Source organism: Cupriavidus sp. R6-3 (assembly GCF_059772245.1).
The window spans coordinates 1-4,325 of the sequence record NZ_JCBAJO010000315.1; the positions used below are offsets into that span (position 1 = coordinate 1).

At 69.0% G+C, this 4,325-nt stretch carries 3 protein-coding genes; 2 read left to right on the plus strand and 1 reads right to left on the minus strand.

Annotation, left to right across the window (positions count from 1 at the left end):
• The coding region (locus tag AC6EI8_RS24655; RefSeq protein WP_498383146.1) for a putative bifunctional diguanylate cyclase/phosphodiesterase at window positions 1–1,658 on the plus strand (1,658 nt) is incomplete at its 5' end.
• Between the two features lie 52 nt (window positions 1,659–1,710).
• Here AC6EI8_RS24655 and AC6EI8_RS24660 read toward each other — a convergent pair.
• Entirely contained in the window at window positions 1,711–2,916 is a 1,206-nt protein-coding gene (locus AC6EI8_RS24660; RefSeq protein ID WP_226105365.1) for an acyl-CoA dehydrogenase family protein, read from the minus strand.
• A gap of 181 nt (window positions 2,917–3,097) precedes the next feature.
• Here AC6EI8_RS24660 and AC6EI8_RS24665 point away from each other — a divergent pair, with 181 nt between their 5' ends.
• The gene (locus tag AC6EI8_RS24665) at window positions 3,098–4,210 is read left to right on the plus strand and encodes an LLM class flavin-dependent oxidoreductase (protein ID WP_498383147.1); all 1,113 of its coding nucleotides are present in this window, start codon (window positions 3,098–3,100) and stop codon (window positions 4,208–4,210) included.
• Window positions 4,211–4,325: the final 115 nt, after the last annotated feature.

Genomic DNA, 4,325 nt, shown 5'->3' on the forward strand with positions numbered 1-4,325 from the left:
CCCAGCGGCTGTCCGCGGTGCTGGAGAGCACCATGGACAGCGTGATCGTGATCGATCGCGACTGGCGCCTGACCTACTTCAACGGCAACGCCGCGCGCGCCTTGCAGGAGCGCGCTCCCGCCATCGGCCGCAGCCTGTGGGACATGTTTCCCGAGGAAGCGGACGGCGTGTTCGCGCGGCACTACCGGCGCGCCCTGGACGAGCAGGTGCCGGTGGCCTTCGAGGAATACCTGCCGCCGCTGGCGATCTGGCTCGAGGTGCACGCCTATCCGACGCCCGAGGGCCTGTCGATCTTCTTCCGCAACATCACCGAACGGCGCCGCGCCGAACAGGAGCGCCTGGCCGCGCAACAGCACCTGGCCTATCTGAGCCGGCACGATGCGCTGACCGGCACGCCGAATCGCGTCGCCTTGCGCGAGCATCTGGACCTGCTGCTGCGCGAGCGCAGCCGCGCCGCCCTGCATTGCCTCGACCTGAGCGGCTTCAAGGCCGTCAACGATACCTTCGGCCATGCGGTCGGCGACGCCGTGCTGCGCCAGGTTGCCGACCGGCTGCGCAGTTGCCTGACCGAGGCCGATACCGTCGCGCGGCTGGGCAGCGACGAATTCGTGGTGGTACAGACGCCCGTGGCCGATGGCGAGCAGGCGGCCGCGCTGGCGCGCCGCATCCAGGGATGCCTGTCCGAGCCGTTCACGATCGAAGGGCATACCGTCACCATCGGCGCGAGCGTCGGCATTGCGCTCGCGCCGGAACACGGCGACCGGCCCGACGACCTGCTGCGCGCCGCCGATATCGCGCTCGACCACGCCAAGCGCGAGGGCGCGTCCAGCGTGCTGGCCTTCCACGCCGACATGGACGCGCAACTGCGCGCCCGCGTGGCGATCAAGCGCGATCTGCACCAGGCGCTGGCCGACGAACAGTTCCTGCTGCATTACCAGCCGGTGTACGACCTCCGTTCGGGACAGATCCGCTGCTTCGAGGCGCTGCTGCGCTGGCAGCATCCCGACCGCGGCATGATTTCGCCGGCCGAGTTCGTGCCGATGGCCGAAGAAACCGGCCTGATCGTGCCGCTCGGCGCCTGGGTGTTGCGCGAGGCGTGCCGGCAGGCCGCGGCGTGGCCGGCGTCGGTGTCGATGGCCGTCAACCTGTCGCCGCTGCAGTTCCGCGATCCGGCGCTGGTCGATACGGTGCGGCAGGCGCTGCGCGACGCAGGGATATCGCCCCAACGGCTGCAACTGGAGATCACCGAATCGGTGCTGCTGCAGGAGAGCCAGTCGAACCTGTCGACGCTGCAGGCGCTGCGCCAGATCGGCGTGCGCATTGCGATGGACGACTTCGGCACCGGCTATTCGTCGCTGGGCTATCTGCGCAGTTTTGCCTTCGACAAGATCAAGCTCGATCGCTCCTTCGTCACCGATCTTCACGGCGGCAACGAGGGGCGCGCGATCCTGCACGCGGTGGCGAGCCTCGGCGCGGCGTTCAAGCTTGTCACCACCGCCGAGGGCATCGAGACCGCGAGCCAGCTCGCCGCGGTGCGTGAGGAGGGCTACGACGAGGGGCAGGGCTACCTGTTCAGTCCGCCGGTGCCGGCGGAGCAGGCCGCTCGCCTGCTGGAGCGCGGCGCCAGCGAGCATATCGCCGGGCGCCCCGCTTCATGAGCGTGACTTCTATGCGCATGACTTTACGAGCGTGCCTTTACGACCGTCGGCCTCATGCCAGCGCGTGCCTGCCCGCTGCAATCAGGATCGCGTCGTCCTGCGGCGTATGGACGCGGCTGCAGAGCACGTCGCGATAGTGGCGCTCCAGCGGGTTGTTGCGGCTCAGCCCATGATTGCCGGCCAGTTGCAGCGCCAGTTCGACCGCGCGGATGGCGTTGCCGGTCACTGTGAATTTCAAAAGCCCGCTGTCGCCGAATGACGGCGGCCGGCCGGCATCGACGCGCGCGGTCGCGTCGTCGAGCAGCGCCCGGTTTGCCTGCAGCAGCGCGGCGATTTCTCCGATGGTTTGCTGTACGCGAGGCAGGGTCGCCAACGGCGCGCCCAGGCTTGCCGGCGCACGGTTGCGCACGAAGTCGCGAATCCAGTCGAAGCCTGCGCGCGCCACTGCCTCGTAGAGACTACCGAGCAGCACCACCATCCAGGCCTGCTGATCGGCATTGCCGTCGGTATCGGCCTGGCTGGCGGCCGCCGGCGCCCATTGCTCGGGCGGCCGGATGTCGACCGCATATTCCGGCGGAATCCACACATCGTCCAGCACCGTCTCGTGGCTGCCCGACGCGCGCAGCCCCAGGTGGTTCCAGTTCTCGATCACGCGAATGCCGCGTGCCGGATCGGCAGGACCCGGCACCAGGAACACGCCGACGCGCGGCTGCGGCTCGTCGGTGCGCGCCCAGACCGCCAGCCAGCGCAGGGCCGGGATGCCGGTGCAATAGAGCTTGCGCCCGCGCAGCCGCCAGCCGTCGGCGGTGCGCGCCGCCACCGTGCCCGGCAGTCCGCCTCGCGAAGGCGAGCCCAGTTCGGGCTCGACGCGCAGCGCGTTGATCAGCGCGCCCTCGGACACGGCGCTGTCGAACACCTGTTGCGCGACCGCCGAAGGCCAATGCCGGTCGTCGCGCGCGATCGCGCGGTGCTGCAGATAGGTCATCGTCAGCACCAGCGCGGTGGCGGCATCTCCCGCCGCCACTGCCCCAACGATGCGGCGCGCCTGCGCCAGGTTCGCGCCGCCGCCACCATGGGCTTGCGGGACGACCTGCGCGATCAGGCCATGGCGATGCAGCAGCGCGAAGTTCTCGTGCGCGAAGCTGCCGTCGGCATCGTGCCGCGCGGCGTTGGCGGAGAAGGTGGCACGCAAGACATCCAGCGTTTCATCGAGGCGCGGCTCGCTGCTCGGCAGCCGGCGCAAGGCGGAGGAAGGCATGGCGGTGGTTCCCTGTGCGGATTCGGATCGGCGCCTAGCGTAACGCCGCGATGCCGCTTCGATGAACGATGCAAATCGAATATGGAGTCTCGTTTTTATTCGTTCGGCCGCGCGCGGGTTTGCCTTACGTTTGTCGCCAGATTCCGCCGCCGTGGCTGCAGCGGGCGACACAGGAGAACCCATGAGCGTCGACATCATCGGCATGATCCAGAGCCAGAAGCAATCCGAGATCCATCCACCCAGCGGGCCCGCCGTCGATCGCGACTATGTGCGGGCTTTCGCGCAGGCGCATGAGCAGGCCGGCTTCGACCGCATCCTGGTGCCGCATCATTCCACCGGGCCGTCGGCCACGCTGACGATCTCGTATGCGGCCGCAGTGACCGAGCGCATTCACTTCATGCTGGCGCATCGCCCCGGCTTTACCGCGCCGACGCTGGCCGCGCGGCAGATCGCGACGCTGGACCAGTTCAGCGGCGGCCGGCTCGGCGTGCATGTGATCTCCGGCGGCTCGGACGACGAGCAGAAGCGCGATGGCGACTATCTCGATCACGACGAGCGCTATGCGCGCACCGACGAATATCTCGGCATCCTGCGCCGCATCTGGACCGAAGACGCGCCCTTCGATCACGAGGGCCGCTATTACCGCTTCCAGCGCGGCTTCTCCGAGGTCAAGCCCGCACAGCGGCCGCATGTGCCGATCTACTTCGGCGGGGCTTCGGCGCCGGCGATCGAAGTCGCCGGCAAGCACGCCGACGTCTATGCGCTGTGGGGCGAATCGCTGGAGCAGGTGCGCGAGCTGACCACGCGGGTTCGTGCCGAGGCGGCGAAGCACGGCCGCCAGATCCGCTTCTCGGTGTCGTTCCGCCCGGTGCTGGCGGACACCGAGCAGAAGGCCTGGGAGCGTGCCGACCGCATTCTCGAACGCACCCGCGCGCTGCGCGTGCAGCAGGGCTACAGCCGCGGCGGGCCGCAGCAGAGCGAGGGCGCACGCCGCCTGCTGGCCGCCGCGGAGCAGGGCGATCGCGTCGATACCCGGCTGTGGACCGCGATCGCGCGCGAGACCGGCGGCCGCTCCAATTCGACCGGACTGGTCGGCACGCCCGAACAGGTCGCGCACGCGCTGCTCGACTACTACGACCTCGGCGTCACCACCTTCCTGATCCGCGGCTTCGATCCGCTCGACGATGCGATCGACTACGGCCGCGAGCTGATTCCGCGGCTGCGCGCGCTGGTCGCCGAACGCGACGCGCAGCGGGCGCTTGAACAAGGGCAGGGGCAACGGCAGGCGGCATGAGCCCGATTGCCGCGCCCGCAATGCGCGACAACACATACCAAAACCAAACCAAGACGAAATCAGGAACACCTCGAACCACGGGAGCCGTATCACCATGAGCCAACTCGAATCCCCC

Coding starts and splice junctions, on each gene's coding strand:
- AC6EI8_RS24660 (WP_226105365.1), bottom strand. CDS start 2,916: ATGCCTTCCTCCGCCTTGCGCCGGCTGCCGAGCAGCGAGCCGCGCCTC.
- AC6EI8_RS24665 (WP_498383147.1), top strand. CDS start 3,098: ATGAGCGTCGACATCATCGGCATGATCCAGAGCCAGAAGCAATCCGAG.